The 26,542-nt window shown below is 47.5% G+C and carries 26 protein-coding genes; 19 read left to right on the top strand and 7 right to left on the bottom strand.

Going from position 1 to position 26,542, the window contains the following annotated elements; genetic code table 11:
• Window positions 1-51: 51 nt before the first annotated feature.
• Window positions 52-1,017, top strand: a complete 966-nt coding sequence (corA, locus tag LZT21_RS00480) for a magnesium/cobalt transporter CorA (protein WP_233923101.1) — start codon at window positions 52-54, stop codon at window positions 1,015-1,017.
• Here the strand turns inward: corA and LZT21_RS00475 are convergent.
• From LZT21_RS00475 to thiL, 3 genes are read right to left on the bottom strand one after another with little or no spacing between them, the layout of a single operon-like run.
• Window positions 967-1,533 carry a CinA family protein gene (locus tag LZT21_RS00475; RefSeq protein ID WP_233989070.1) on the bottom strand — a complete coding sequence of 189 codons (567 nt, stop codon included), beginning with the start codon at window positions 1,531-1,533 and terminating at the stop codon, window positions 967-969. The two genes, corA and LZT21_RS00475, sit on opposite strands and share 51 nt — an antisense overlap.
• Window positions 1,533-2,072 carry a phosphatidylglycerophosphatase A gene (locus LZT21_RS00470; RefSeq protein ID WP_233923099.1) on the bottom strand — a complete coding sequence of 180 codons (540 nt, stop codon included), beginning with the start codon at window positions 2,070-2,072 and terminating at the stop codon, window positions 1,533-1,535. The genes LZT21_RS00475 and LZT21_RS00470 overlap by 1 nt, the downstream gene beginning before the upstream one ends.
• Before the next feature lie 6 nt (window positions 2,073-2,078).
• Window positions 2,079-3,140, bottom strand: coding sequence for a thiamine-phosphate kinase (gene thiL, locus LZT21_RS00465; protein ID WP_370634742.1), 1,062 nt, complete (start codon window positions 3,138-3,140; stop codon window positions 2,079-2,081).
• A 150-nt stretch (window positions 3,141-3,290) separates the two neighbouring features.
• On the opposite strand from thiL, the gene LZT21_RS00460 reads away from it, so the two are divergent.
• Window positions 3,291-5,615, top strand: a complete 2,325-nt coding sequence (locus tag LZT21_RS00460) for an NADP-dependent malic enzyme (protein ID WP_233923098.1) — start codon at window positions 3,291-3,293, stop codon at window positions 5,613-5,615.
• Between the two features lie 139 nt (window positions 5,616-5,754).
• Window positions 5,755-6,375 (top strand): barstar family protein, encoded by a 621-nt coding sequence (locus LZT21_RS00455; protein ID WP_233923097.1) that lies wholly within the window; start codon window positions 5,755-5,757, stop codon window positions 6,373-6,375.
• Window positions 6,376-6,388: 13 nt separating this feature from the next.
• On the opposite strand, the gene LZT21_RS00450 is transcribed toward LZT21_RS00455, so the two are convergent.
• The gene (locus LZT21_RS00450; protein WP_233923096.1) at window positions 6,389-7,126 is read right to left on the bottom strand and encodes a 16S rRNA (uracil(1498)-N(3))-methyltransferase; all 738 of its coding nucleotides are present in this window, start codon (window positions 7,124-7,126) and stop codon (window positions 6,389-6,391) included.
• 67 nt (window positions 7,127-7,193) lie between these two features.
• Between LZT21_RS00450 and tkt the strand changes: the two genes are divergently transcribed.
• Both tkt and gap read left to right on the top strand, forming a co-directional pair.
• Window positions 7,194-9,167: a transketolase gene (gene tkt / locus LZT21_RS00445; RefSeq protein WP_233923378.1), complete on the top strand. Its 1,974-nt coding sequence runs from the start codon at window positions 7,194-7,196 to the stop codon at window positions 9,165-9,167.
• A gap of 22 nt (window positions 9,168-9,189) precedes the next feature.
• Window positions 9,190-10,206, top strand: coding sequence for a type I glyceraldehyde-3-phosphate dehydrogenase (gap, locus tag LZT21_RS00440; protein ID WP_233923095.1), 1,017 nt, complete (start codon window positions 9,190-9,192; stop codon window positions 10,204-10,206).
• Between the two features lie 38 nt (window positions 10,207-10,244).
• On the opposite strand, the gene fur is transcribed toward gap, so the two are convergent.
• Window positions 10,245-10,694, bottom strand: a complete 450-nt coding sequence (gene fur, locus LZT21_RS00435; protein WP_233923094.1) for a ferric iron uptake transcriptional regulator — start codon at window positions 10,692-10,694, stop codon at window positions 10,245-10,247.
• A 104-nt stretch (window positions 10,695-10,798) separates the two neighbouring features.
• Between fur and LZT21_RS00430 the strand changes: the two genes are divergently transcribed.
• From LZT21_RS00430 to hemL, 10 genes are all read left to right on the top strand, one after another.
• Window positions 10,799-11,530 carry an outer membrane protein assembly factor BamE gene (locus tag LZT21_RS00430; protein ID WP_370634741.1) on the top strand — a complete coding sequence of 244 codons (732 nt, stop codon included), beginning with the start codon at window positions 10,799-10,801 and terminating at the stop codon, window positions 11,528-11,530.
• 19 nt (window positions 11,531-11,549) lie between these two features.
• Window positions 11,550-12,344, top strand: coding sequence for a 4-hydroxy-tetrahydrodipicolinate reductase (gene dapB / locus LZT21_RS00425; protein WP_233989249.1), 795 nt, complete (start codon window positions 11,550-11,552; stop codon window positions 12,342-12,344).
• Window positions 12,345-12,355: 11 nt separating this feature from the next.
• Complete coding sequence (gene leuS / locus LZT21_RS00420; protein WP_233934937.1) at window positions 12,356-15,076, top strand: leucine--tRNA ligase; 2,721 nt, start codon at window positions 12,356-12,358, stop codon at window positions 15,074-15,076.
• A gap of 29 nt (window positions 15,077-15,105) precedes the next feature.
• Window positions 15,106-15,720, top strand: coding sequence for an LPS assembly lipoprotein LptE (gene lptE / locus LZT21_RS00415; protein ID WP_233989069.1), 615 nt, complete (start codon window positions 15,106-15,108; stop codon window positions 15,718-15,720).
• Window positions 15,721-15,734: 14 nt separating this feature from the next.
• Window positions 15,735-16,835 carry a DNA polymerase III subunit delta gene (holA, locus tag LZT21_RS00410; RefSeq protein ID WP_233989068.1) on the top strand — a complete coding sequence of 367 codons (1,101 nt, stop codon included), beginning with the start codon at window positions 15,735-15,737 and terminating at the stop codon, window positions 16,833-16,835.
• Between the two features lie 121 nt (window positions 16,836-16,956).
• Entirely contained in the window at window positions 16,957-18,210 is a 1,254-nt protein-coding gene (locus tag LZT21_RS00405) for a glutamate-5-semialdehyde dehydrogenase (protein WP_233935742.1), read from the top strand.
• Window positions 18,211-18,216: 6 nt separating this feature from the next.
• Window positions 18,217-18,645, top strand: a complete 429-nt coding sequence (locus LZT21_RS00400) for a CopD family protein (RefSeq protein ID WP_233923089.1) — start codon at window positions 18,217-18,219, stop codon at window positions 18,643-18,645.
• Between the two features lie 26 nt (window positions 18,646-18,671).
• Window positions 18,672-20,114 carry a class I SAM-dependent RNA methyltransferase gene (locus LZT21_RS00395; protein ID WP_233934941.1) on the top strand — a complete coding sequence of 481 codons (1,443 nt, stop codon included), beginning with the start codon at window positions 18,672-18,674 and terminating at the stop codon, window positions 20,112-20,114.
• Window positions 20,115-20,197: 83 nt separating this feature from the next.
• A complete protein-coding gene (locus LZT21_RS00390) occupies window positions 20,198-20,350 on the top strand; it encodes a rubredoxin (protein ID WP_233923375.1) in 153 nt (50 codons plus the stop codon).
• Entirely contained in the window at window positions 20,350-21,645 is a 1,296-nt protein-coding gene (hemL, locus tag LZT21_RS00385) for a glutamate-1-semialdehyde 2,1-aminomutase (RefSeq protein WP_233934942.1), read from the top strand. The genes LZT21_RS00390 and hemL overlap by 1 nt, the downstream gene beginning before the upstream one ends.
• 22 nt (window positions 21,646-21,667) lie before the next feature.
• On the opposite strand, the gene LZT21_RS00380 is transcribed toward hemL, so the two are convergent.
• Entirely contained in the window at window positions 21,668-22,498 is an 831-nt protein-coding gene (locus tag LZT21_RS00380; RefSeq protein ID WP_233923086.1) for a symmetrical bis(5'-nucleosyl)-tetraphosphatase, read from the bottom strand.
• A 31-nt stretch (window positions 22,499-22,529) separates the two neighbouring features.
• Window positions 22,530-24,035, bottom strand: a complete 1,506-nt coding sequence (locus tag LZT21_RS00375; protein WP_233923085.1) for a deoxyribodipyrimidine photo-lyase — start codon at window positions 24,033-24,035, stop codon at window positions 22,530-22,532.
• Between the two features lie 76 nt (window positions 24,036-24,111).
• Here LZT21_RS00375 and LZT21_RS00370 point away from each other — a divergent pair, with 76 nt between their 5' ends.
• The 4 genes from LZT21_RS00370 (at window position 24,112) to pyrR (ending at window position 26,538) form a co-directional block, all read left to right on the top strand.
• Complete coding sequence (locus LZT21_RS00370; RefSeq protein WP_233989067.1) at window positions 24,112-24,903, top strand: YdcF family protein; 792 nt, start codon at window positions 24,112-24,114, stop codon at window positions 24,901-24,903.
• A 114-nt stretch (window positions 24,904-25,017) separates the two neighbouring features.
• Window positions 25,018-25,557 carry a YqgE/AlgH family protein gene (locus LZT21_RS00365; RefSeq protein WP_233923374.1) on the top strand — a complete coding sequence of 180 codons (540 nt, stop codon included), beginning with the start codon at window positions 25,018-25,020 and terminating at the stop codon, window positions 25,555-25,557.
• A complete protein-coding gene (ruvX, locus tag LZT21_RS00360; RefSeq protein ID WP_233923083.1) occupies window positions 25,550-25,984 on the top strand; it encodes a Holliday junction resolvase RuvX in 435 nt (144 codons plus the stop codon). The genes LZT21_RS00365 and ruvX overlap by 8 nt, the downstream gene beginning before the upstream one ends.
• Entirely contained in the window at window positions 25,981-26,538 is a 558-nt protein-coding gene (gene pyrR / locus LZT21_RS00355) for a bifunctional pyr operon transcriptional regulator/uracil phosphoribosyltransferase PyrR (RefSeq protein WP_233989066.1), read from the top strand. The genes ruvX and pyrR overlap by 4 nt, the downstream gene beginning before the upstream one ends.
• Window positions 26,539-26,542: the final 4 nt, after the last annotated feature.

Genomic DNA, 26,542 nt, shown 5'->3' with positions numbered 1-26,542 from the left:
GAATTTGTCATAGCTCATAGGATAAACTAGCGCATTCCTTAGGAGTTCACCATGATCAACTTGTTCGTCCTGCAAAACGGTCGACTCTCTCAAGAGCAAGTCGAAGATCGCAATGAACTACTCCAGCACGTTAATCCCATTTGGATTGATGTGGTTGATCCCGAAGAGGAAGAGCTCATCTGGATTAAAGAGGCCTTTGATGTGCTTCTCCCAGAGCTCGATGATTTGGGTGACCTGGAGGCTTCTGCACGGTATTTTGAGGCAGATGATGGCCATATGCATATTCGTACCGACTTCTTGTTAGATGAAGACGAAACCTCGCGTAACGTACGGGTTGCTTTTGTACTCACAAAAAATGTCCTGTTTTCGATCCACGATGAAGATTTGCCAGTTTTCCGCTTAGTGCGGTTGCGGGCCCGCTTACGTCCGGGCTCGGTCAGTAATGCGAAAGATGTTTTATTAGACTTATATTCCACCGATGCCGAATACTCTGCCGACGCTTTGGAAGAAGTCTATGAAAATTTAGAGCTCGCCGGTAAACAGGTTTTATCCGACGACATAAGCGATGCGGATGCCGCTGATGTACTCGAAACTATTGCTAAAGAAGAAGATACCAATGGCCGAATTCGGCGTAATGTAATGGATACGCGCCGTGCCTTATCTTTTCTCATGCGTAGCAAATTACTTTCCGATGAGCAACAAGAAGAAGCCCGGCAAATTTTGCGTGATATTGACTCCTTAGAAAATCACACCGCTTTCTTATTCGATAAAATTAACTTCTTAATGGATGCAACGGTAGGTTTTATTAATTTGAACCAAAGCAAAATTATTAAGATCTTCTCAGTGGTTTCAGTGGCTTTAATGCCGCCAACATTATTAGCGAGTATTTGGGGAATGAACTACCGCTTTATGCCTGAACTCCAGTGGGAGTTGGGTTATCCCATGGCTATTGGCATCATGATGATTTCAGCCATTATTCCGCTGTGGTATTTCCGTCGTAAAGGTTGGATGAATTAAAGCCAATGCGCCTTGCAGGGCAAAGGCGCAAGCTTGTGTTCGGACCGCTGCTCGATCGCCAGCAAAATGTTGGGTGTTGACTTTAACTAGCGCTGGCGAAGGCAGATTGTTTGCTACCGGCGTGAATGCCCAGCCAAAACAAACTGTCCCAACTGGCTTGCCGGGACTGCCACCTGTTGGCCCAGCGATTCCTGTAATCGCAATTGCTAGGTTGCTGGCACTATTTTTTAGGGTACCCTCGGCCATTGCTTTGGCTACTTCTTCGCTGACTGCACCAAATGAACCAATGAGTTCAGCACTAACACCCAGACACTCACTTTTTGCTTGATTACTATAGGTAATGTAACCCCGTTCAAACCAGGCGCTTGACCCCGCAATTTCAGTAAGGCTGGCGCACACTAAGCCGCCTGTGCATGATTCCGCTAGTGCCACACTCCAACTATGTAGGCTTAGTTGTGAGCCTAATGACTGCGCTAATTGCACAACGGTGTTTGCAGTCAAATTGTTTGTGATCATCAAAATACCAGCGTTTGAAATAAAGCAATGATTAAGAGTGTAAAGAAAGCTGCCAAGACATCATCAATCATGATGCCAAAACCCTGCCACAGGGTTTGCCAAAAATTGGGGTTTTCTGCTGCTGGAGCTTTTTTAAAATAGCGATCTACTAAGTGAATTGGTCCGGGCTTAACTGCATCAAAGAAGCGAAACAAAATGAACGCTGCGGCTTGGGTCCAAAGGTTGGTCGGCATGATAAAAAATAAGATCAACCAAAAGGCGATGATTTCATCCCACACAATACCGCCGAAATCGGCCTGGCCAATTTCTTTGCTTACCGAACCACAAAGCCAACAACCAAAAACGAAACCAAGCGCAATAATCCAGGCCCAATCATTAGCCGAAAAAAAATAGTTACCGAGCCAAAATATTGCCCATGCCCATAAAGTACCCATGGTGCCAGGTGCAAAAGGGCTGAGGCCGCTACCAAAGCCCAGCGCAAAGGTCCGATTGCCAGTTTGCAGCATCCAGCGCAATGAGATTTGGGGTTGGATCAGCATGCGTAATTAAGCAAAGTGATCAAATGAGCGCAGTAAATTTGCGGCCATGATTGCATCGATGGGTCGCCCTTGACCATCCAAGAGATGAATTGCAGCATCAGCCGACTCACTTGTAAAACCAATCCGCGTTAATGGTAGAGGTAAGGTTTGACTTAAGGCTTCTATTTGTTCGCGTTTCTCAGGTGCGGCAGTAAAACATAATTCATAGTCATCACCACCTGCAGCCGCGCATTGCCAGCGAATCGTTTCCGGTTGCTGCGCCAGCGACGCTGAAACTGGTAGCGCTGACACATCAATCACCGCGCCAACCTGTGAGGCTCTTAAGAGGTGACGTAAATCACCGAGGAGACCATCGGAAATATCAATTGCGGCACTGGCTAGTGACCTTAAGCCGAGGCCCAAGGCAATGCGTGGAGTAGGCAAATGCATGCGTGGTAAGACCTCAGCTAAAGCGTGGGGACTGATAGACCATTCCTTACGTAGCGCGCCTAGCGCTAAACGTGCATCACCAACGTGGCCTGAGACCCAAATATCATCACCGAGTTTTGAGCCCGCTCGGCGCAGTGCTTGCCCAGCACCAACCTGACCCATAATCGTAATGGAAATAGTTAGTGGCCCAGCGGTAGTATCGCCGCCAATTAGGTGGCAGTTAAATTGTTTAGCCAGTTGAAATAAGCCCGCGGTAAATTGATTTAACCAAACCGGGTCTGCTGCAGGTAAAGCCAGAGCTAAAGTAAAGGCAATCGGTTGTGCACCCATGGCTGCTAAGTCAGAAAGATTAACAGCCAAAGCTTTATGACCAAGCCACTGCGGGTTCGCGCCTGGCAAAAAATGCCGCCCCTCTACTAACATATCCGTGCTAATTGCTAAGACTTGATTGCGAGGTATTGCTAATAAGGCACAGTCATCACCAATGCCGAGTGCAATCGACGCGCGATCCTCCTCGGTAAGATTTGCTCTTGGCGCCATTGCTTGCGCACCTGCCTTAAAGTATTTCTCAATTACGGCAAATTCACGCATTGATGAACTCAGCGATGAATCTGGTAGAAGTTTGGCTGGCGCACTCATCTAGCTATTTTATGTTGCAAGCGCTCACAAGGCGCAATAGCTAGACGGGCAAAATGACTAGAAGGCGTAGGAGGACTAGAATGAAGGTTTTTAGCCCAATTTTTAGCCCAAAATACCTTGAAATTGGGCTCGTTAGAGACGAAAGTTCGCATGAGCGCAGCAGAAACCGCAAAAGAGCAGCAAATTAAAGCCCTTCGTGAGGCGGCTTTGCAGTATCACGAGTTTCCAACCCCCGGCAAAATTGCCATTGCCCCTACCAAGCAATTAACCAATCAACGTGATTTAGCCTTAGCGTATACGCCCGGCGTCGCTGCTGCATGTGAAGAAATTGCCCGTGATCCAAGGAATGCATTTCGGTACACTGCGCGCGGCAATTTGGTAGGCGTAATTACGAATGGCACCGCGGTTTTGGGCTTAGGTAACATTGGCCCACTCGCCAGTAAGCCGGTCATGGAAGGCAAGTCGGTTCTGTTCAAAAAATTCGCTGGAATTGATGTCTTTGATATAGAGGTGAATGAAAATGATCCCGATAAGTTAGTCGAGATCATTGCTGCTTTAGAGCCTACCTTTGGCGGCATTAACCTAGAAGATATCAAGGCCCCCGATTGCTTCGTGGTTGAGCGAAAATTACGCGCCCGCATGAAAATTCCCGTTTTTCATGATGATCAACATGGCACGGCAATTGTGGTGGCAGCAGCGATTCTGAATGGCCTGAAGGTAGTTGGCAAAGATCTCAAGCAAGTGAAGTTAGTAACTTCAGGTGCTGGCGCAGCTGCTTTAGCCTGCTTAGATTTACTAGTTGATTTAGGCTTACCCCGCAAGCATATTTGGGTTACCGATATTGCCGGTGTGGTGTATGAAGGCCGTAAAGAATTAATGGATCCACAAAAAGATCCCTTTGCCCAAGTAACGCAATTACGTTCTTTGGGCGAAGTGATGGAAGGTGCCGATATTTTCTTGGGCCTATCGGCTGGCGGAGTCCTAAAACCAGAGATGGTTAAAAAAATGGCTGCGCGCCCATTGGTTTATGCCTTAGCGAATCCCACACCAGAAATTCTGCCAGAGGAAGTGAAGGCAGTAAGACCTGATGCCGTGATGGCCACTGGTCGTACCGATTATCCCAATCAAGTGAACAACGTGCTGTGCTTCCCTTTTATTTTTCGCGGGGCACTCGATGTTGGAGCCACTACCATTACCCGTGGCATGGAAATTGCGGCGGTGAATGCGGTTGCCGAGCTGGCACAAGCAGAGCAAAGCGAAATAGTTGCTGCGGTTTATAGCACTGAAAACCTTTCCTTTGGTCCCGAGTATTTAATTCCCAAGCCCTTTGATCCTCGCCTCATTACCGTCATTGCCCCAGCAGTAGCTAAAGCAGCGATGGATGATGGTGTGGCCTTGCGGCCGATAAAAGATTTCAGTGCCTATCGTGATCAGTTGCAGCAATTTGTGTATCACTCGGGCACCATGATGAAGCCCTTGTTTAGTATTGCTAAGCAAATTCCAGCCGATCAAAAACGCATTGTATTTAGTGAGGGTGAGGACGAGCGGGTTTTGCGCGCAGTACAAATTATGTTGGATGAAGGCTTAGTTACCCCCATCTTAATTGGTCGACCCAGTGTCATCGAGCACCGCATTGAAAAGTTTGGTTTACGGATGCAGCTTGGTACCGATATTGAGATAGTGAATCCTGAAAGTGATCTACGCTACCGCGATTTTTGGCAAAGCTATCTCAAACTAACTGAGCGCCAAGGCGTGACTGAATCTTTTGCTAAATTAGAAATGCGCCGACGCAATACCTTAATCGGCGCAACCTTAATTTCTAAAGGGTTTGCCGATGGCATGATTTGTGGCACGATTAGTGATGTCAATACCCATCTGCGTTATATCGATGCGGTCATTGGACATGAGCCTGGTGCGAATGTCTATGGCGCGATGAGTGGCTTGGTTTTACCGGGGCGACAAATTTTCTTAGTCGATACCCACATCAATGCTGATCCAAGCGCCGAGCAATTAGCCGAAATTACCTTGATGGCCGCGGGCGAGTTACGCAAGTTAGGCATCGTGCCTAAAGTGGCTTTGCTCTCGCACTCCAACTTTGGCTCGAGCGATTCCCCTTCAGCGCTCAAAATGCGTGCCGTGTTAGCCCTCTTAAAACAGCTAGCACCAACTTTAGAAGTCGATGGCGAAATGCACGGTGATTGTGCGCTCGATCCCGAAATTCGTGCTGCGGCAGTGACATCCTCTTCGTTACGGGGTGAGGCCAATTTATTGGTACTACCCAATATTGATGCCGCCAATATTTCTTATAACCTGTTGAAAACCGCTGCCGGCAATGGCATTGCTATTGGGCCCCTCTTGCTAGGGGTGGCCAAGCCAGTGCATATTTTGACCCCGGCAGCGACGGTCAGACGTATTGTGAATGTGACGACTTTAGCAGTCGTAGAGGCTGCCAGCAATGCCCGAGGCCTCATTTAGGGCCGCAAAAATACCCCTTTTAGGATTAGGTTAGCCTTCACTCTCATATAATTTTATTTAATATAATCATATACTTAGCTATAAACTGCCATATTGAGGCTTGATTTGATCGCCGGTTCGGGGTAATCTTATAGTCATTATGAATACACTTCCTGAAAATAACTCTTCAGCAAGCTTAGAAGACCATAGCCGTGCGGAACAATGGGATAACAGCGACCGAACTGAAATTGAATCTTCGGCCGCCAGCATTTATGCGCAGGGCGGTTTATCTCATTTACAAACCTTTGCAGCAAATCAAGTTTTGGGGAAAAAAGTGACAGCTTCTTGGCGTGCAGCTTTAGCCATTCGGGACGCAGGACCTCCTGCCATGCTACGTAGTGTGCGTCCCAATATTGTGCAATCGATCCGAGCTTTTCGGACTAACGACCTCATGGAGGCTGCTAGTGAGCTTGGGCAACACTTTGTGTATACCAATTGTGCGCAAGCGATGACCAAAGGCGAAGTGCTGGAGTCGATTGCCAATGCCTATATGTTTACTAAACAGCAGGCGAAGAATTTTGACCCATTGTTAGATGCTTTAACTACTTTGGTCGATAAAGCGGGTCCACAGCCAGGCTTTGTGGTGGTGCTCGAAGGCTTGCCTTGCACACAAAAGTTCGACAAAGAGGCGCGCGAAACCTTACTCGATGTTTTCCGTGACGCAGTTGATTTTTGGTCGGAGCGTCGCGTGCCTTATCGCGTATTTTATTCTTTCGCCTAAGCTGCTGAGGTCATTAGCGCCAGATTGCATGTACGGTTGTAATCGCCACAATTCCAGCAGTTTCTGTGCGCAAAATTCGCTCTCCTAAAGACAGCAATTGGTAGCCTGCAGCTATGGCTAGTGTTTCTTCAGCTGGCGAGTGACCACCCTCAGGTCCAATCATCAAAATACAATTTTGCGGTGGGGTAGCAGCCAAAACATCGGCCAAATGCACTTTAGCATCGGGGCTGAGTAATAGTTTTAAAACGGGCGCTGGCTTGGTTGTCAAGAAGGACTCAAAACTCTGAATGGGCTCTAGGGTGGGCAAGACGGTACGGTCGCATTGCTCACAAGCGGCTTGCACAATGCCTGCCCAATGCAGACGCCGTTTTTCCGCCCGTTCTGCATCGCTTGGCCGCAGCAACTTTAATAGCGAGCGCTCACATTGCAAGGGCACGATCGATTGCACACCAGTCTCAACCGCTTTTTCCACAATCCAATCCATTTTGTCGCCCCCTGCTAAGGCTTGCGCCAGCGTAATGGCATAAGGGGCTTCGCGCTGCCGATCTAAGCGAATAGCGCTCAGGGAAGCCAAGCCTGATTTATTTCCTAATTCAAGAATAGTGGCTTTGGCCACCATGCCTGCACCATCAAAAATGGGGATAGTTTCACCGGTTTGAATGCGCCGCACCCGCAGGTGGTGCACTAATTCAGTGGATAAGTTCAGCGGTTTTTCGGGAGTCCAAGGCGGGGGAAGATAAAATTGAGGCATTACCTAATATATAGCGAAATCCATACTTACGATGCCAACTCCCCCAAATGCAATATTACAAATCCGCATGGCGAATGCCATTCGGCATTTAGCAATGGATGCAGTCCAACAAGCCAACTCGGGTCATCCTGGAATGCCTATGGGGATGGCCGATATTGCTGTAGCACTCTGGGATCAACATTTAAAACACAACCCGAGCGATCCACAGTGGCTCAATCGCGACCGCTTTGTACTGTCAAATGGTCATGGCTCGATGTTGCTGTATTCCTTGTTGTATCTTTCTGGCTATGACTTACCCATTAGCGAATTAAAAAACTTTCGGCAGTTGCATAGTAAAACTCCAGGCCATCCCGAGTTCGGTATTACCGTAGGGGTTGAGACTACGACAGGGCCATTAGGCCAAGGAATTTCTAATGCGGTAGGTATGGCCTTAGCTGAAAAATTATTAGCCGAAGAATTTAATCGCCCGAGGTTTGACATCATTGATCATTACACCTATGCATTTTTAGGTGACGGTTGTTTAATGGAAGGTATCAGCCATGAATCTTGTGCCTTAGCTGGTACCTTAAAACTGAGTAAGTTAATTGCGCTGTGGGATGACAATGGCATTTCCATCGATGGCAAAGTAGGTCCTTGGTTTAGTGAAGATACGCCACAACGTTTTGAAGCCTACGGTTGGAATGTCCTGCGTAATGTCGATGGCCATCATGCCGCCGCCGTCTCGCGCGCTTTAGAGCAGGCTAAACAGAGTGATAAGCCAACACTAATTTGCTGTAAAACCGCCATCGGTTATGGTTCACCGAATATGGCTGGTAGCGATAAAGTGCATGGTTCGCCATTGGGTGCAGAGGAAATCGCCGCCACGCGCGTAGCGCTGGAATGGCCACATGCCCCATTTGAGATCCCGCAAGATTTATTAGCTGCGTGGAATTTTCAAGCGCGCGGTAAAGCTGCACAAGCCAGTTGGGAAAAACAATTTGCCGCGTATCGCCAAGCCTACCCCGAGTTAGCAGCAGAATTGCAACGCCGCATGCAAGGCAAGCTAGCCAATAACTTCGCTAAAACTTTAAGTGATTATCTTGCCCTCTGTCAAAGCAAGGCGGAAACAATTGCGACGCGCAAAGCAAGTCAAAATGCCATCACCGCCTTAGCCCCCGCTGTTCCAGAGCTAATAGGGGGTTCAGCCGATTTAACGGGTTCTAATTTAACCAATTGGAATGCTTGTAAACCCGTTCGCGCCAATCAGTGGGGCAACCATATTAATTATGGGGTTCGCGAATTTGGCATGAGCGCCATCATGAATGGGATGGCATTGCATGGCGGCTATATTCCTTTTGGTGGGACATTTTTAACTTTTTCCGATTACAGTCGCAATGCTATTCGCATGGCAGCACTCATGAAAATTCGGGTCTTATTTGTGTTTACACACGACTCGATTGGCTTGGGTGAAGATGGGCCAACGCATCAAGCGATCGAGCAAGTTGCCAGCTTACGTTTAATACCGAATTTAATGGTCTGGCGCCCATGTGACACGACCGAAAGTGCAGTTGCTTGGGGCACAGCCCTCGAGCGCCAAAATGGTCCGAGCGCATTAATTTTCAGCCGGCAAAATTGCCCCTTTGTACCTCGTAGTGCGCAGCAAATTGCCCAGATTCAACGTGGCGCTTACGTATTACAAGATGGCAAGGGCAAACTCGATGCAGTCATTATGGCTACAGGCTCAGAAGTTGGTCTAGCTTTACAAACTGCTGCTGCGCTTACTCAGCAAGGCCGCTCAATTCGGGTGGTATCGATGCCATGCACCAAGCTCTTTGATCAACAAAGTACCACGTATAAGTCGCAAGTGTTACCACCTCAAGTACCCCGCATTGCTATTGAAGCTGGAGTAACTGATTTTTGGTGGAAGTATGGTTGTGCTGCGGTACATGGTGTTGATACCTTCGGTGAATCGGCGCCAGCCCCCGAGTTGTATGCTTATTTTGGCTTGACAGTAGAACAAATTAGTAAAACAGTGCAGCAATGTATTGCCAAGCACGATTAGGTAAAGAGAATAAGGAACTAGCATGACAATTCGAATTGCAATTAATGGCTATGGGCGCATTGGTAGAATGGTCTTGCGCGCGTTGTACGAAGAGCAACCCAGACGCGACATCCAAATTGTGGCAATTAATGCTATGGGCAGTCTAGATGTCAATGCCCACTTAACCCAATATGATTCGGCCCACGGCCGTTTTCCTCTGCAGGTTGATATTGATGGCAATGACATGATCGTCAATGGTGATCGTATCAAGATGTTTTCGACTCGCAATCCGCTCGAAACCCCTTGGGGAGAATTAGGCGTCGATTTAGTTCTCGAGTGCTCCGGTAAATTTACCTCCAAAGAGAAAGCGCTAGTGCATATACAGCAAGGCGCCAAGAAGGTTTTAATCTCAGCGCCCGGTGAAAAAGATGTGGATGCGACGATTGTGTATGGTGTCAATCAAGCGGTCTTAAAACCAACTGATATCGTGGTCTCAAATGCGAGTTGCACAACCAATTGCTTGGCGCCATTAGTAAAGCCTTTGCTTGAAAAAATTGGTATTGAATCGGGCTTGATGACGACGATTCATGCATTTACCAACGATCAAGTGTTAACCGATGTGTATCACAAGGATATGCGCCGTGCTCGCTCTGCAGTGAGCAGCATGATTCCTACCAAAACCGGTGCCGCAAAAGCCATTGGCTTAGTTTTACCTGAATTGGTAGGGCGCTTTGATGGGTTTGCTATGCGGGTCCCAACCATTAATGTTTCAGTCGTCGATCTCACCTTTGTGCCCAAGCGCGCAACCACGGTAGCTGAAGTCAATGCGATTTTGCAAGCTGCGAGTGAAAACGAATTAAAAGGCATTTTAGGTTTTAATACGCTGCCTTTAGTCTCCATCGACTTTAATCATGATCCGCGCCCCAGTATTTATGACTCTACTCAAACTCGCGTATCGGCGGACGGTAAATTAGTGAAGGTCTTGGCTTGGTACGACAATGAGTGGGGTTACTCAACCCAAATGCTAAATGCCGCGGAAGCGCTCATGGCTGCTCACTAGCATTAGAGCAATTCAAGCTTGCAGCATCGGGGCGACGTCTATTTTAATTTATTGCGACAGTTCTTTTTTTGGCAATGCCCATACATCGCTAAGCTGTGCTCCTGCAATTTAAAGCCAAGATTTTTAGCAATATCTTTTTGGCGGCGCTCAATTGCTTCATCAACAAATTCTTCGACATGACCACAGTCAAGACACACTAAATGGTCGTGATGGTTACCCTCGTTTAATTCATAAATGGCTCGGCTATCGCCTTTGCTCGATTCAAAATGGCTACGTAATAAGAGGCCAGCTTGTTCAAATTGGGTTAAGACCCGGTAGACGGTAGCTAAGCCAATTTCTTGGTCTTCTTGGGTCAGGGCCATAAATACCTCTTCGGCACTGAAGTGGGAGGCTGGATTTTGGTGGAAAAAGTGCAAAATCTTCATCCTTGGCCCAGTGGCTTTCAGGCCAATTTCACGGAGGTTAGAAGGGGTGGTCGAGTGGTTCATATCAAGCAAGCGCTAAAATCAAACACTTAATGATACGGCTTGCCACGCAAATGTGTTTTTTCTGTTTTCTTCGCGCTTTAAGGATTTTCCTTAGTCCCCTCATAGTGGGTTCTTTGGCTAGTGTTTTCGTCCTCAGCGGCTGTATTCCAAGCGTAGAAAATGTTCAGCGCGACTGGGTTAATCGCATTTTTAGGCCTTATGTGCCCGACGTGGTGCAGGGCAATTTTATTTCTAGTGAGCAGTACGCCAAACTGCAGCTGGGTTTAACTCGCGAACAAGTACAACAAATTATGGGTACGTCTTTATTGGCCGATTATTTTCATGCTAATCGCTGGGATTACGTCTTTGAATTTAAACGTGAAGGTCAAAAAATTAGCCAGGAACGTCTAGTGACGATTATTTTTGCCGATAATAAAGTTATTAAATTTGAAGGTAACGCTTTGCCAACCGAAACTGAGTTGGTTGCCGAAATCGACAACTATGCCAAACGCAAGCGCACTTTTTGGCAATACTTAACCGGCACAAATAAAGGTCCAGCGCCGGTAGCAGAGCCAGAGCTGCTGGTGCAAGGCCTCCCTCAAGGTGGACCCATTACCGGTAATGAGGGTACCTTGACCCCCTTTAGAACACCGCAGTCGGCCGGCCCTCTTGAGAAAGAGTTAAGCCAAGCCATCGCTATAGAAAATGCTGCCAAGGCAGCCGAAGCAACTAAGGCAGCCCAGTCTTCTGGGGTTGTGCCGATAACATCACTTCCCGATGCGCCCGTCGTCACCAATATCCGTTCTGGTGATATGCCCGATCCAACTGCTCCTCCAAGCAATATTCAAGCAAAATAAGCTTATGACACAGTCCACTATCAAAATTGCCGTTGCCGGTGCAACCGGTCGCATGGGTCGCATGCTAATTGAAGCCATTCTTGGCAACCCCCAGCTGCAGTTGGTGGGTGCTTTAGAGCAGGCCACTACCCCTCAAGTGGGTGAAGATGCGGGGGCGTTTTTAGGCAAAAAAACGGGCGTTATTATTACTACTGATATCGCGCAGGGCCTTAGGCAAGCCGACTGTTTAATCGACTTTACGAGGCCGGAAGGTACTTTGCAGCACCTCACTTTTGCCCTACAGACAAAAGTAAAAATGGTCATTGGTACTACGGGTTTTACTGCTGAGCAACTCAATACCCTCACTGCAGCGGCAAAAAAAATTGCCATTGTGATGGCGCCTAATATGAGTCTTGGGGTTAATGCAACTCTTAAAATTCTGGCTGAAGCTACGCGCTTATTGAGCAAGGGATACGATATAGAAATTACCGAAGCCCATCATCGTCACAAGGTAGATGCCCCTTCAGGAACCGCACTGAAAATGGGTGAGGTGATTGCTAGCGGCTTAGGCAAAAAGCTTTCTGATATCGCTGTTTATGCACGCGCAGGTCACACTGGCGCGCGCAAGCCTGACAGTATTGGATTTTCGGCGATACGTGGCGGCGATATTGTGGGCGACCACAGCGTATTTTTTATTGGCGAAGGCGAGCAGATCGAAATTCGCCATCACTCGACTAGTCGGCAATCGTATGCACAAGGTGCCTTACGCGCCACGCAGTTTTTGCAAACCCAAGCTGTGGGCTTATTTGATATGCAAGATGTATTAGGAATATAAGCCCGCACACGATGACCCCGGATTATGATTACCGTGCCATTGAGGCCGCAGCACAGGCCGATTGGGCTGCGAGCAATGCCTACTTGGTTATAGAGCACGCCTTAAATCGAACAGGCCAGCCTAAGCCCAAGTTTTATGCCTGTTCCATGTTGCCTTATCCCTCAGGCAAATTGCATATGGGCCACGTACGTAACTACACCATTAATGATGTAATGGCGCGTCAATTGCGTATGCAGGGCTACAACGTCTTGATGCCAATGGGCTGGGATGCATTTGGCATGCCTGCCGAAAACGCCGCGATGCAAAATAACGTGCCACCAGCGAAGTGGACCATGGAAAACATTGCTTATATGAAAAAGCAAATGGTCGCGATGGGCTTAGCAATTGATTGGTCGCGTGAGTTAGCAACTTGCCAACCAGATTACTATCGCTGGAACCAATGGCTGTTTTTAAAGATGCTCGAAAAAGGCATTGCATACCGCAAGACCCAAATTGTAAATTGGGATCCAGTCGATCAAACCGTCTTAGCGAATGAGCAAGTGATTGATGGCCGCGGCTGGCGTTCTGGTGCATTGGTTGAAAAACGGGAAATACCTGGCTATTACCTCAACATCACTGCCTATGCCGATCAACTGCTGAGTGGATTAGATGATTTAGGCTGGCCAGAGCGCGTCAAAATCATGCAACAAAATTGGATTGGTAAAAGCCACGGTGTGCGCTTTGCTTTCTTGCACGACATTGCTGAAGATACAAATGATGCAGCGCGTAAGCCAATTATGGACGGCAAACTGTATGTCTATACGACCCGCGCCGATACGATCATGGGCGTAACCTTTTGTGCAGTAGCTGCTGAACATCCATTGGCAACAGTGGCGGCCAAAAATAATCCCGCTTTAGCCGCCTTTATTGAAAAATGCAAAAAAGGCAGTGTCATTGAAGCTGATTTAGCGACCCAAGAAAAAGAGGGCATGTTTACCGGGCTGTATGTCACCCATCCACTGACGCATGAGCAAGTACCAGTGTGGGTTGGTAATTATGTCCTGATGAGTTATGGCGATGGCGCAGTCATGGGAGTCCCAGCGCACGATGAACGCGATTTCGCCTTTGCCTTAAAGTACCAAATACCCATCAAACAAGTCATCGCCTTAAAAACACCATCATCCTTATTTAATTTAAGCCATTGGCAAGACTGGTATGCACAAAAGGACGGTATTGTTTGTTTAAATAGCGGTAAATATGATGGCATGTCTTTTGCAGAAGCGGTCAAAGCTGTAGCAGCCGATTTAGCAGCTAAAGGCCTAGGTGAAATGAAGACTACCTATCGTTTGCGTGATTGGGGTATTTCGCGGCAGCGGTATTGGGGCACTCCCATTCCGATGATTCATTGTGGTGATGAGCAGCATCCAGGATGTGGTGCAGTACCTGTGCCAGAAGCCGATTTACCGGTTGTATTGCCAGAAGATTGCGTACCTGATGGCAGTGGCAATCCGTTAAATAAGCACCCCGCATTTTTAGCAGTGACTTGTCCTCGGTGCGGCAAACCAGCCCGCCGTGAAACTGACACCATGGATACCTTTGTCGATTCATCTTGGTATTTCATGCGCTACGCGAGCCCCCAGGCTAGCACGATGGTTGATGCGCGTACGGCATATTGGATGCCGATGGATCAATACATTGGCGGCATTGAGCATGCAATCTTACATTTGCTGTATGCGCGATTTTGGACCATGGTCATGCGCGATTTAGGCTTAGTTGAATATGCCGAACCGTTTCAAAATTTATTGACGCAAGGCATGGTGTTAAATGAAACCTATTACACCGCAGATGCGAATGGTAAAAAGATTTGGCGTAATCCAGAGGATATTGAATTAACACTTGATGAAAAGGGACGCCCGACTGGCGCACGCTTAAAAAATTCAGCACACATCAAGCCCACAGAACTAAACCATCAGGTCGTCATTGGTGGTATTGAGAAAATGGCTAAGAGTAAAAATAACGGTGTTGATCCACAGGCCTTAATTGATCAATATGGCGCAGATACGGCGCGTTTATTTACAATGTTTGCCGCGCCCCCCGAGCAACAACTCGAATGGTCAGGGGCTGGCGTTGAGGGGGCCGCGCGTTACTTGCGACGTTTATGGCTTTACGCCAATAGTCAGGCGAGCAGCATTGCCGCAGTCAATCAAGCGGGCCACACTAATCTTGCAGAGCAAACTTATACTTCAGCCGAGACGCAGTTGCGGCGCGAAATGTATACCATCTTGAAGCAAGCCAATTTTGATTATCAGCGGCGGCAATATAATACGGTCGTGTCAGCAGCCATGAAGATGCTGAATTTGCTTGAGCCAATCAAAATTAATACCGATAGTAGTCAGATCAGTCCGAGAGTATTAACTGAATGCTTAGACCTATTGTTAAAAATTCTTTATCCTATCGTGCCCCATCTCACGCATGTGTTGTGGCAACAGTTAGGGTACGCCAAAGTGCAAGGTGAAATCTTAGATGCCGCTTGGCCTGAAGTCGATGAAGCCGCCTTAATACAAACAGAGGTCACCTTAGTCTTGCAAATTAATGGCAAGCACCGTGGTGAAATTCATGTAGGCATGAAGGCATCTACAGCGGAAATTGAAACTGCAGCTTTAGCCAGTGATGCGGCATTGCGTGCTCTAAACGGGGGGTCGGCAAAAAAAGTCATTGTAGTGCCGGGCCGATTAGTTAATATCGTTGTTTAGCGATGAACATTTAAATTAGGATAAAGACCATGACTCTGTTGGCGCGCCGCCAAGCATTAAATTATCTCATTGGATTGTGTGCAGTTACCGGCATCACTTTAATGGGCTTAGGCGCGTGCGGTTTTCAGATGCGCGGGGCGGTTAATTTACCTTTCAAAGCGATATACATCAGTGGACCAGTATCGATTGGTTTGCGAGCCGATTTAGAAACTGCAATTACCACTGGTAGTAATGCCAGAATTGTTAATAACGCTCGCGAAGCTGATTTAATTTTAGAAGTTGTAAGTGAGCTGAATTCGCGCGATATCTTGACTTATAACGCCACCGGGCAAATTACCGCTTATCGGCTGACAACGCGAGTGATATTTAGGGCCTTCGATACCACTGGCGTAGAAATTGTTCCCGAAGCTGAAATTTATGTAACTCGCGATATGGACTTTACGGTCTCCACAGTGTTATCGGCCGATTTCCAACAACAACAGTTTTTACAGTTGATGCGTCGTGATCTGGCCTTGCAAATGCTCCGTCGTGTGGCGGCTTCAGCACGGATGTTGCAAGCTCCAGCAGTTGCACCGGTTGTACCTCCAGCCTCATCTGTGACACCCAATATGGCTGCTCCTCCCGCCTCACCAACTAAACCCTAAAGTAACTGTAGGCGATGATAAAAATTGATGCCTTGCAAGCGCACATGAGCGGCTTAGCAGCGGCAACAGCGGCAACAGCGGCAAAGTCAGGGGCAGGAAGCAAAGCGCAGGTGCAGGGTTTGTATGTGTTATCAGGAGATGAACCTCTTTTACTCATGGAGGCGATGGATCAATTACGCGCGACAGTAAAAAAAATCGGCTATACCGAGCGTGAGATATTGATGCACGAACGGTATTTCGATTGGAGTCAATTACTAAGCGTTGGACAGACGATGTCTTTGTTTGGAGATAAACGCTGGTTGGAGTTGCGCATTCCTAGCGGCAAACCTGGGCGCGATGGCGCTGAAGCCTTAAAACAATTTGCTGCCCAAATAGTGGCGCAACAAACGAATCCAGAACTACCGGAAACAGTAGTGTGTATTGTTTTGCCGCGGATTGATGCAAAAACTAAAACCTCCTCTTGGTTTAGCGCCCTCGATGCTGCAGGTATGGTTGTGCAAGTCGATTCGCTGGAGCGCTCCTATTTACCGCATTGGATTGCAGCCCGCTTAAAAAAACAAGGTCAAGCGGTCGAGGCTGGTCCAGCTGGGCAACGCGCTTTAGAGTTTATGGTGGATCAGGTGGAAGGGAATTTAATCGCCGCGCATCAAGAAATTCAGAAGTTGGGTTTGCTTTATCCAGAAGGTCAGTTAAGTGAGGCAGAGATTCGGGCCGCAATTTTGAAGGTAGCGCGTTATGATATTTTCGAATTAACAGCAGCAATGTTGGCAGGTGATTTGGCCCGCTTGAATCGCATGCTAGATGGGCTAAAGGGCGAAGGCGAGCCTTTGCCATTGATTTTATGGAGTGTGACCGAAGAATTGCGTTTGTTAGCGAAGTTAAAGGTAGCTACTGACAAAGGTGAGTCGGTTCAACAATTACTGAAAACTTATCGTATTTGGGGCGCCCGTGAAAAGCTTTACCCCGCAGCATTGCGTCGCATTGGCGCTAAGGCGCTAAGGCGCGCTATTCAGGTTGCCGCTGGCCTCGATCGTCAAGCAAAAGGCCTTGCGGCCGCTGAATTACCCGCCGACCCCTGGGACGGCTTACGTCTAGTGGGTCATTTACTCCGCTAAGGCGGTAATTTCCGCTCTCCCAGTCGGATAGTGAATAATTAGGGTATTGAAGTTCAATTGCCGTCAATTAGAGGACACAGTGCAAGCCAGCGTAATACCCCAAGAATCCATTCGAGCCCTGATGAAAGACATTGGCCAGCGCGCCCGCGCTGCTGCCCGCATCATGGCCAGAGCCAGTACGGCGCAAAAAAATCAGGCCCTTGCCGACATAGCCAAAGCCATTCGTCAGGAAGTTCCGGCGATTTTTACTGCTAATCGACTAGACATTGCTAGAGCGCAAAAAAATGGCCAAGATGCTGCGTTTATTGATCGCCTCACCATGAGTGAAAAATCGATTGAAACGATGGCTTTGGGGCTCGAGAAAATCATTACTCTAGATGATCCCATTGGCAGTGTTACGCCCTACAAAAAACAGGCATCAGGAATTGAAGTGGGACAAATGCGCGTACCTTTAGGCGTAATTGGCATTATTTATGAATCACGTCCGAATGTAACGATTGATGCGGCAGCATTATGTTTAAAGACCGGTAATGCTGTAATTTTACGCGGCGGTTCTGAAGCCATTGAATCGAATACATTGTTAGCCAGCTTAATCCAAAGGGGCTTAAGTGCAGCCCAATTGCCGCAGGATGCAGTGCAGGTGGTAAGCACAACTGATCGCAGTGCAGTCGGTGAAATGATCACCATGAATGAATATATCGATGTGATTGTGCCGCGTGGCGGCAAGCGTTTAATTGCCCGCTTAATGGCCGAGGCACGAGTGCCGATGATTAAGCATCTCGACGGGATTTGCCACATTTATATTGATGCTGATGCAGATCTTGATTTAGCCGTGCGCGTTTGCGATAACGCGAAGACCCAACGCTACGCGCCGTGTAACGCGATGGAGTCATTATTGGTTAATGCTGCTATCGCACCTAAAGTCTTACCGACCTTATGTGGCATTTATCAAGCCAAAGGGGTTGAGCTACGGGTCGATGCAGCAACTCGTCAAACGCTCGAGGGCGCCAATTTTAATAATCTAGTCGATGCGCAAGAGGAAGATTGGCACACCGAATATTTAGCCCCAATTTTATCGATTAAAACCGTAGCTAATTTAGATGAAGCGATCGAGCATATTGAGCACTATGGCAGCAAACATACTGACGCCATTCTCACGCAAAATGAGGCACATGCACAACGATTCTTGCGCGAAGTCGATAGTGCTAGTGTGATGGTGAACACCAGCACCCGCTTTGCCGATGGCTTTGAATATGGGCTCGGCGCAGAAATTGGTATTTCCAATGACAAACTCCATGCCCGCGGTCCAGTTGGGCTTGATGGCCTCACATCACTCAAGTATGTGGTGCTAGGTCATGGCGAAATTCGTAGTTAAGATCTTATGGGAAACGCTTATCTTTGGACTAAAACATTCCATATCGTTTTAATTACTTCATGGTTTGCAGGTTTATTTTATTTACCGCGTATCTTTGTTAATTTAGCCAGCGAAGCTGACCCTAAGACCTACGAGCGTTTATTAGGAATGGCGGGGCGCCTCTATCGGTTTATGACTATTTTGATGGTGCCAGCGGTTCTTTTGGGCTTATTGCTGTGGCTCTATTTTGGCATTGGCATGGGCATGACATGGATGCATCTTAAAATTTTCTTTGTGTTAATTATTTTGGGCTATCACCATGCCTGCGGAAAATTATTAAAACAGTTTCGCTTAGGTACCAATACCCATTCGCATCGATGGTATCGCTGGTTTAATGAAGCGCCCGTTATCTTATTACTTGTGGTGGTTGCGCTAGTTGTCATCAAACCTTTATAAAAGAGATATTTTTTCATGCGAGACCCATGCGCTTTTTCGTAGTTTGCCCAGGCGGCCTTGAGGGCGCCTTAACGCAGGAATTAAATACCATTGCTAGCATGCCAGCAGCTAAGGCCCTAGGGCAATGGCTGATTGATCCAGCGCCCACGAGCCCCACGGGAGGAGTTGGCTTAGCAGCCCCATTAGCAGGGGCGATGGTCTTAAACCTGCATGCGCGAATTGCTAGCCGAGTGTTGTTACAACTGGCTGAAGCGAGTTATCGCCAAGAGGATGATTTATATCGCTTAACGCGCGGTTTAGCTTGGGAAGACTGGTTTAGTGCCCAACAAACTTTGCGGGTTGACGTAACGGCGCATCGTTCACCATTAAAAAGTTTAAATTTCGCTACCTTACGAATTAAAGATGCGATTGTCGATCGGCTGCGAGAAGTGAGTGGTGAGCGCCCGAATATTGATACTGCATTTCCGCAAGTGCGAGTTCAGGCGCATTTAAGTGCAACTCAATTAACGGTCTATCTCGATACTTCCGGGGAAGCTTTATTTAAAAGAGGCTGGCGCGATGAGAAAGGTGACGCACCTTTAAAAGAGAATTTAGCAGCAGGTATTTTGACCCTTACAGGCTGGCAAGCAGGGCAAACCTTATTTGATCCAATGTGCGGCAGCGGTACTTTTTTAATTGAAGCTGCACAAATAGCTTTGCAGGTGCCAGCAGGCGCAATGCGGGCGGGTTTATATGAGCGTCAAGGTAAGGCGACCCCAAAACCAAGTCGCTTAGCCTATCGCCCACTAGTCAATGCCGCGGATGGTTTTGGATTTCAGCGCTTAAAACCATTTATGGTGCAAACCGAATTACAGCATTGGGAAAATATTTGTCTTGCCGCTCTAGCTCAGATGGCGGAGGGCCAACAGCGTTTTCCGACAGCGCAAAGTTTATGCATTAGCGGCAGCGATATTAATGAGCAGCTCGTCAATATGTGTAAAGGCAATTGGCAGCGTGCTCACTTACCAGGAATGCCTCTGGTACGTCAGGTTGACGCTTTAGTCAGTAAGCCACCAGCGATAGCAAGCGAGTCGAGCGGTGAGCCCCTCATGCTATTAAATCCACCGTATGGCGAACGTCTAGCAATTCAGGGGGGGAGAGGCGAGAATAGCGAGAACCGAGATGATCGTGATGAGGTTCACGCCTACTATGAAGCGAATACGGAAACGGGCCGCCAAGGCGCTAAGCGCTCTAGCCGGGAATCGCTTAAAGCCTTACAAGCCGAAGCTGAATTAGACCCACAATTTACCTTGTTCTTGCAGCAATTTGGTCAGCATTTAAAAGATGACTTTGGTGGCTGGGAGGTCTTTATATTAACTACCGACATGGCTCTTCCTGGGCAACTACGGATTAAAGAGTCCCGCCGCACGCCTTTATTTAATGGTCCCCTAGAGTGCCGCTTATTTCGTTTTAAAATGAATCCGAAGTAAATTGATGGTGCTTTCGCCTCGATTTTTTTAACCGACTTGTCATAATTAAAAAGTACTTGGAGTAACTTGCATTGAAAACATATATGTGTCTTATTTGTGGATGGATTTATGACGAGGCAACTGGCTTGCCAGATGATGGCATTGCTGCTGGCACACTTTGGCAAGATATCCCCATGAATTGGACTTGCCCAGAATGTGGCGCCCGTAAAGATGATTTTGAGATGATGGCCATTTAATGAACCAAAACGAAATCCTCTTTGAGCGCGCGCAAAAAACCATCCCTGGTGGAGTTAACTCACCAGTAAGGGCATTTCGGCAAGTGGGCGGCACGCCGCGGTTTATTCAAAAAGCCTTGGGACCATATTTTTGGGACGCTGACGGCAAACAATATATCGACCTCATCATGTCTTGGGGGCCAATGATTGTTGGGCACGGGCATCCAGAAGTGGTCGAGGCGGTACACAAGGCCGCCACCACTGGTTTTAGTTATGGGGCTCCAACTGCCGGTGAAGTTGAGTTAGCCGAGCGTATTTGTGAATTAATGCCCAGCGTTGAGCAGGTGCGGATGGTATCTAGTGGCACAGAAGCCACCATGAGTGCTTTGCGTTTAGCACGTGGTTATACGGGTCGCGATCTAATTGTGAAATTCGAGGGTTGCTATCATGGCCACGCCGATAGTCTTTTAGTTAAAGCGGGATCAGGTTTATTAACTTTTGCCGATTCAACGCAAAATGCTCCATCCTCAAGCGGTGTGCCACAAGATGTGGTGAAGCACACTTTAGTCTTGCCTTACAACGATTGTGCTGCCCTTGAAGAAGCTTTTCGGTGCAACGGCAATCAAATTGCTGCAGTTATTCTCGAGCCCATTGCCGGCAATATGAATTTAATTCGTCCTTCAGCAGAATTTTTGGCAGCTGTGCGTAATTTGACTCAGCAGTATGGCAGCGTACTTATTTACGACGAAGTGATGACGGGTTTTCGTGTAGCTCTGGGTGGAGCACAATCCTTACAAGGAATAACTCCCGATCTCACCTGTTTGGGAAAGGTCATGGGTGGTGGCATGCCCATGGCTGCGTTTGGCGGTAAAAAAGACATCATGGCAAAGCTGGCGCCCCTAGGTAATGTGTATCAGGCTGGTACCTTATCGGGTAATCCCGTGGCAGTAGCAGCGGGCTTAAAGACTTTAGAAATTATTTCCCGTACAGGTTTTTTTGACTGCTTGGGTACCCAAACTGCAAAGCTGATGTCTGGCATGCAGGCCGTTGCCCAAAAACACGGTGTGCCACTTGCGGTAGATAGTATTGGGGGTATGTTCGGCATCTATTTTGCCCAAGAGGTGCCCACCTCCTTTGCTGCTGTTACTCAATCAAACATCGAGCAATTTAAACAATTTTTTCATGCGATGCTGAATGAGGGGGTATATTTAGCGCCTTCGGCCTATGAGGCAGGCTTTACATCGATTGCCCATGACAACGCCATCATCGACAAAGTCTTGGTAGCTACTGAGCAGGCAATGCAAACGCTAAAATGAAACGCAGTAAAAAATACCTGTATTACATTTTTACCGGGTGATCAAAGCCATCGACGGTAAGCAAGTCTAACTTTGAGCCTCTACTGTTAATTTCAGCCGCAGTTAGTTTGCCCCCCCAGACGCAGCCGGTATCGAGACAAACAGTATTTTTACGAGCGAGTAAACCAAGCGTAGACCAGTGACCAAAAAAGATTTGCACATTCCGTGTTTTGCGGCTGGGTACATTAAACCAAGGCACACAACCTAAGGGTGGGGTAGCAACCCCTTCGCTACTATCAAATTCCATTTCTCCTTGTGGAGTACAAAAGCGAAGGCGGGTCAGGGCATTCGTCGTGACCCGTAAGCGGTCTACACCCTTGAGAGAGGATTTCCATTGATTCGGGGTATTGCCATACATATTCGCTAAAAAATCACGATTATTTTTTTTGCGCAGGGCTTTTTCTACTTCATTCGCACACTCTAGGGTTTGCTGTAAATCCCATTGGGGTAAAACACCAGCGTGCACAAATAAGGCCTTGCCATTACTCAGCGCCATTGGCCGATAGCGCAACCAATCAATTAACTCGGCGCGGTCGGGGGCGTTCAGAATGTCATCGAGGGTATCGAGTGCCTTAGGCCCACGCAAACCGGCATCACGGGCTAATAAATTCAGGTCATGGTTACCTAAAATGCACTCCACCTTGCCTGCCTCTTGCCATGATTTCAGCCGCCGTAAAGTACCCAGCGAATCGGGACCGCGATTAACCAAATCACCTAAGCAAATGAGCTTAGCCCCTTCCGGCAGAATACTCATTAGGTCATCTAGCTGAGCAGAACAGCCTTGTAAATCACCCACCGCATAAATTTTGGTCATAAGGGTATTCTAACGATTTCAAGTAAACATATTATGGGGCAACTTTTTTCACCACGCTATAACGGATTAAGGTATTTTTTCTAGCGACATCGTGATCGACGATCGGTTCTGGGTAATCGCGGCCAAGCAGAATTCCTGCGGCTTCAAGTTCAATATGACCAGCCAACCATGGCGCATGAATCGATTTATTGGAGAGTTTGCTTAAAGCAGGTATGTAGCGCCGAATAAAATTACCTTGTGCATCAAAACGCTCTGACTGAGTAATCGGGTTGAAAATTCTAAAATAGGGTTGAGAGTCACAGCCCGATGAAGACGCCCATTGCCAGCCCCCGTTATTGGAAGCCAATTCAAAATCAGTTAAATGGGCGGCAAAGTAAGCTTCGCCCCAGCGCCAATCGAGTCCTAAATCTTTGCTGAGAAAGCTGGCTACCACCATGCGTAAGCGATTATGCATATAACCACTTTGGTTGAGTTGGTGCATTGCTGCATCTACCAATGGGTAGCCGGTTTTGCCTTCGCACCAAGCAGTAAATAATTTCTTTGCTTGGGGGCCACTTTCCCAAACTATTTTGTCGTAATCAGGTTTAAAAGCAGCCCCATTGGCTAGGCGGGGGTGATTAGCCAGAATCATAAAATAAAAATCACGCCAAATCAGTTCACCAAGCCAGGTAGTTGCTCCTAAGCTCCCTGCCAACATGCGCCGATGGGCTTCACGTACTAGACCGCGGATGGAGAGCGTCCCAAAACGGAGATGGGTTGAAAGATAGCTCACTCCTTTTAGCGCTGGAAAATCACGCCCAATTTGGTATTGGTCAATGCGCTTTAAAAAATCATTTAAAAATAATTCTCCACCTTTACTACCTGCTGGCAAATACTGCTCGAGACCGGTGGGTAGAAAGCCCAAAGATGCTAATGAAGGCAGTCCTAAATCGAAAGCCTTGGGAAGACGGGCAAATTGACCGGCTTTTGGCAGGCAGTCATGCGGGGCTAAATCAATTTCACGCAAACTACGCAGCCAGTTATTTTTGTAGGGAGTAAAAACTGAAAATACCGTATTGGAATTCGTCAGAATTTCTTTTTTCTCAAAAATAACTTGGTCTTTAAATTCATAAAAGCCAATATCATTTTTAGCAAGCGTTTTAGCCATGCTTACATCACGTGCAATTGCAGATGGCTCGTAGTCACTATTAGCGTACACCGCGCTTACTCCCAACGCTGTAGCTAGCAGGGGTAATTCCTCAACAGCTTTACCGTGTCGAACAATTAAGCCACTACCTTGGTTGCGCAATTCAAGGTCGATTTCGGCAAGACTTTGCCAAATAAAATCAACGCGTCGATCAAACTTGAGCAGGGCAGATTTAGAAAGGCCGAGATTACTCTGTTGGCCCGGCAGCTGATCAAGAATATCGGTGTCAAAAATAAAGCAGAAATAGACCGCTTGACACTCGGCTAAAGCATGCTTAAGTGCTGCATGGTCATAGAGACGTAAATCACGGCGCAACCAAACGAGGCCTTTGCGGGAGGTTCCATTGCTCATAGCCACTATCTTAGAGCTAATTGGCTAATGGCGTGTATTCGGCACTGGCCAAGCTATATCCACTAAGATTAGGCTCATGGATACCTTATTTTTTATTGCTAGCAAAATTACCCAATTTTGCATTGAACCGCTCAATTTGATTTTGCTTAGCGTTTTATTTGCCTTGCTATTTTTGCTCTTAAGAAAATATGCACTTTGCAAACGCTTCCTGCAAATGACGCTGATCGGATTTTTTATTATTGGCTATTTACCCCTATCCGAATTACCTTTAAGAGCCCTTGAAAATGCCATTTCACCGATAGATTTAAAGACCCTCCAGCCCGATAAGGTGGGTGGCTTAATTATTTTAGGCGGGGCAATTGACGGCGATACTACTAGCGATCGCCAGCAGGTTTCCCTAGGTTCGGCTGCCGAGCGAGCAACCAAAGCATTTGAATTAATGCGTCTGTATCCCAATTTACCTTATATCTTTACGGGAAGTTCAGGCGACTTATCGCCGCAGGGCATGCCCGAAGCCGAGGCCTTTAAACAACTGATTCAAGAGCAAGGTTTAGGTGCTCATCGCGGTTATTTTGAGGGGCGTTCACGCAATACTTATGAAAATGCGGTGCTGCTAAAGCCGCTACTCATTGAAGCAGGTGGAGCTGACCAGCCCTGGATTTTATTGACTTCTGCCAGCCATATGCTGCGCTCAACCCAGATTTTTAAGCAGCAAGGCATTACTGTCTTACCTTTTCCAGTGGACTATCAAACTCGCAGTTATCTCGATTGGACGGGTTTTGACATCACTCATGGGGCGCAACAATGGGCCACTTTTTTACATGAAACTGTTGGTTTAGTGGGATATTGGCTTACCGGAAAGATTTAGGATTTGCTAAAATGAAAGTCAATGAGTACGTCTAATCAAGCTTTCTCAGCTTCAGACCCAGCGTCTACGGACTCCTATTCAGCCGAACATCTTGCTAATCAGTTCTTAATTGCGATGCCTGGCATGGTTGATGACAATTTTGCTGGTGCGGTTATTTATCTCTTTGAGCATACTGAAAGAGGGGCGATGGGCTTAGTGATCAATCGACCGACTGAAGTCGATTTAGCCAGTCTATTTGACAAAATTGAACTCAAGTTAGAAATTGCCCCTTTATTAGATCAGCCAGTTTATTTTGGTGGCCCAGTTCAAGTTGAGCGGGGTTTTGTCTTGCACGAGCCCGATGCTGATTTAGCCTACTCCTCCTCGATCTCGATTCCCGGTGGACTAACGATGACCACGTCAAAAGATGTTCTTGAAGCGGTCGCGCAAGGGCGTGGTCCCAAAAAGTTTATGCTGACCTTAGGTTACGCAGGCTGGAGCGCCGGTCAGCTCGAAGAAGAAATCGCTCTGAATGGTTGGATTAACGTGCCTCTACCCCGTGAGAGTATGGTTGATATTATTTTTGATACCCCTTCCGGAGAGCGTTATCAGCGCACCATGAAATCCTTAGGCTTTGATTTATCCCATTTATCGGGAGAGGCAGGGCATGCCTGAGGCCATTACGGTCATGGCCTTTGACTATGGAATTCGCCGCATTGGTGTTGCAATTGGAAACTCCCTCACGCAGACCAGTCAAGCTTTACCAGTAATTACCCAGACGCAAACAGGCCAAGGCTTTGAGGCGATTCAAAAGCTGTTAGTCGAGTGGCAACCAGCACGCTTAGCAGTTGGTTTACCAGTACATCCCGATGGCGCTGAGCATGCCATGACAGCAAAGGCACGCCGCTTTGGCCAACAATTGCAAGGGCGGTTTGCTCTGCCAGTCGCTTGGGTCGACGAGCGCTATACCTCGGCAGTGCTCGAAAATGAGCCAAATTTAGCGCCCCAGATCAAAGATCAATTAGACTCGCATGCAGCCTGTTTAATTCTTGAGCAATATTTTCAAGAAAACCCATTCCCTGTAAAGCAGAATAAAGCATGAAAGCTGAAGCGTTGTACCGCAAATTATTAAGCGAACTACAAGCGCGCTTAGCAGGCAAAAGCCTGATTTCAAGCACGAGCCAAGGCAATATGATTTATTTGGCTGGCCTAGCGGTTGGCGGAGCCTGGCTGGCCGAGCGTCTAGCAAAAGACTTAGCGCTGCCCCAGTTTGGCGTCATAAATGTCGCCTTTCATCGCGATGATTATGCTGAAAAAGGCTTAAGCGCAATGCGTAGCGCCAGCTCGATGCCAACCCATTTACCCTTTGAAGTGAATGGCGCGCATATTATTTTGATTGATGATGTGCTCTCAACGGGGCGCACCGTGCGCGCCGCTTTAAATGAACTATTTGATTTTGGGCGCCCAGCTCAAGTGGAATTGATGGTGTTAGCAGATCGGGGTAAACGCGAATTACCCATCGCTGCCGATTTTGCGGCCGAGTTTATTGACTTACCTGAGCAGCAAATTTTAGCGTTAGAAAAAGACGCTACTGGCCATTTTCATTTTCATATTGAAGAGCGTAGCGCCGTTGTAAGCACGGGAACAAAGTCATGAGCAA

Source organism: Polynucleobacter sp. IMCC 30228, assembly GCF_021395205.1.
In the GTDB taxonomy this organism is placed as follows: Bacteria; Pseudomonadota; Gammaproteobacteria; order Burkholderiales; family Burkholderiaceae; genus Polynucleobacter.
The sequence above is the reverse complement of the archived record's forward strand: the minus strand, read 5'-3'. Positions and strand labels throughout refer to the sequence as shown.

Bases quoted from the DNA above. Each gene is read 5' to 3' on its own strand.
- LZT21_RS00380 (WP_233923086.1), bottom strand. From the start codon at position 22,498: ATGACCAAAATTTATGCGGTGGGTGATTTACAAGGCTGTTCTGCTCAG.
- LZT21_RS00470 (WP_233923099.1), bottom strand. From the start codon at position 2,072: ATGCTGATCCAACCCCAAATCTCATTGCGCTGGATGCTGCAAACTGGC.
- lptE (WP_233989069.1), top strand. From the start codon at position 15,106: ATGACTCTGTTGGCGCGCCGCCAAGCATTAAATTATCTCATTGGATTG.
- holA (WP_233989068.1), top strand. From the start codon at position 15,735: ATGATAAAAATTGATGCCTTGCAAGCGCACATGAGCGGCTTAGCAGCG.
- LZT21_RS00400 (WP_233923089.1), top strand. From the start codon at position 18,217: ATGGGAAACGCTTATCTTTGGACTAAAACATTCCATATCGTTTTAATT.
- LZT21_RS00405 (WP_233935742.1), top strand. From the start codon at position 16,957: ATGAAAGACATTGGCCAGCGCGCCCGCGCTGCTGCCCGCATCATGGCC.
- LZT21_RS00390 (WP_233923375.1), top strand. From the start codon at position 20,198: ATGTGTCTTATTTGTGGATGGATTTATGACGAGGCAACTGGCTTGCCA.
- LZT21_RS00375 (WP_233923085.1), bottom strand. From the start codon at position 24,035: ATGAGCAATGGAACCTCCCGCAAAGGCCTCGTTTGGTTGCGCCGTGAT.
- LZT21_RS00370 (WP_233989067.1), top strand. From the start codon at position 24,112: ATGGATACCTTATTTTTTATTGCTAGCAAAATTACCCAATTTTGCATT.
- pyrR (WP_233989066.1), top strand. From the start codon at position 25,981: ATGAAAGCTGAAGCGTTGTACCGCAAATTATTAAGCGAACTACAAGCG.
- thiL (WP_370634742.1), bottom strand. From the start codon at position 3,140: ATGAGTGCGCCAGCCAAACTTCTACCAGATTCATCGCTGAGTTCATCA.
- hemL (WP_233934942.1), top strand. From the start codon at position 20,350: ATGAACCAAAACGAAATCCTCTTTGAGCGCGCGCAAAAAACCATCCCT.
- corA (WP_233923101.1), top strand. From the start codon at position 52: ATGATCAACTTGTTCGTCCTGCAAAACGGTCGACTCTCTCAAGAGCAA.
- ruvX (WP_233923083.1), top strand. From the start codon at position 25,550: ATGCCTGAGGCCATTACGGTCATGGCCTTTGACTATGGAATTCGCCGC.
- LZT21_RS00365 (WP_233923374.1), top strand. From the start codon at position 25,018: ATGCCTGGCATGGTTGATGACAATTTTGCTGGTGCGGTTATTTATCTC.
- LZT21_RS00460 (WP_233923098.1), top strand. From the start codon at position 3,291: ATGAGCGCAGCAGAAACCGCAAAAGAGCAGCAAATTAAAGCCCTTCGT.
- gap (WP_233923095.1), top strand. From the start codon at position 9,190: ATGACAATTCGAATTGCAATTAATGGCTATGGGCGCATTGGTAGAATG.
- LZT21_RS00455 (WP_233923097.1), top strand. From the start codon at position 5,755: ATGAATACACTTCCTGAAAATAACTCTTCAGCAAGCTTAGAAGACCAT.
- tkt (WP_233923378.1), top strand. From the start codon at position 7,194: ATGGCGAATGCCATTCGGCATTTAGCAATGGATGCAGTCCAACAAGCC.
- fur (WP_233923094.1), bottom strand. From the start codon at position 10,694: ATGAACCACTCGACCACCCCTTCTAACCTCCGTGAAATTGGCCTGAAA.
- LZT21_RS00450 (WP_233923096.1), bottom strand. From the start codon at position 7,126: ATGCCTCAATTTTATCTTCCCCCGCCTTGGACTCCCGAAAAACCGCTG.
- LZT21_RS00475 (WP_233989070.1), bottom strand. From the start codon at position 1,533: ATGATCACAAACAATTTGACTGCAAACACCGTTGTGCAATTAGCGCAG.
- LZT21_RS00395 (WP_233934941.1), top strand. From the start codon at position 18,672: ATGCGCTTTTTCGTAGTTTGCCCAGGCGGCCTTGAGGGCGCCTTAACG.
- leuS (WP_233934937.1), top strand. From the start codon at position 12,356: ATGACCCCGGATTATGATTACCGTGCCATTGAGGCCGCAGCACAGGCC.